This window comes from Larkinella sp. C7 (assembly GCF_006149005.1).
GTDB lineage: Bacteria > Bacteroidota > Bacteroidia > Cytophagales > Spirosomataceae > Larkinella.
Map to the genome: position 1 here is coordinate 1 of NZ_VBSL01000270.1, position 323 is coordinate 323.

At 48.3% G+C, this 323-nt stretch carries 1 protein-coding gene; it reads left to right on the forward strand.

All coding sequences use genetic code 11. The annotated features are described in order from the left end of the window. On the forward strand, positions 1-323 hold a 323-nt coding region (locus FH871_RS35385; RefSeq protein ID WP_255516998.1), incomplete at both ends, for a penicillin-binding transpeptidase domain-containing protein.

A 323-nucleotide genomic window follows, 5' to 3' on the forward strand; every position in this document is an offset into this window, starting at 1 on the left:
TACGACATTGAAAGTCTGCCTCTGGGTGGTGGAATCGAAACCACGGTCTTACAACAGACCAATGCCTACCAGACCTTAGCCAACGGGGGTGATTACCAAGAGGGTTATCTGGTGCAATCGATTACTGATAGCAAAGGCAAGGTCGTCTATGAACATCAAGAGCATCCTGTGTCAGTTTATAGCAAGGCAACAGCCAGTATTATGACTGATTTGCTGCATGGTCCAATTTCTTCAGGCAAGACGACCAAGTTCAAGGATGATCTTAATGGCCTTAACCCTGGCCTCATGTCGGGGGCTGACTGGATTGGTAAGACCGGTACCAC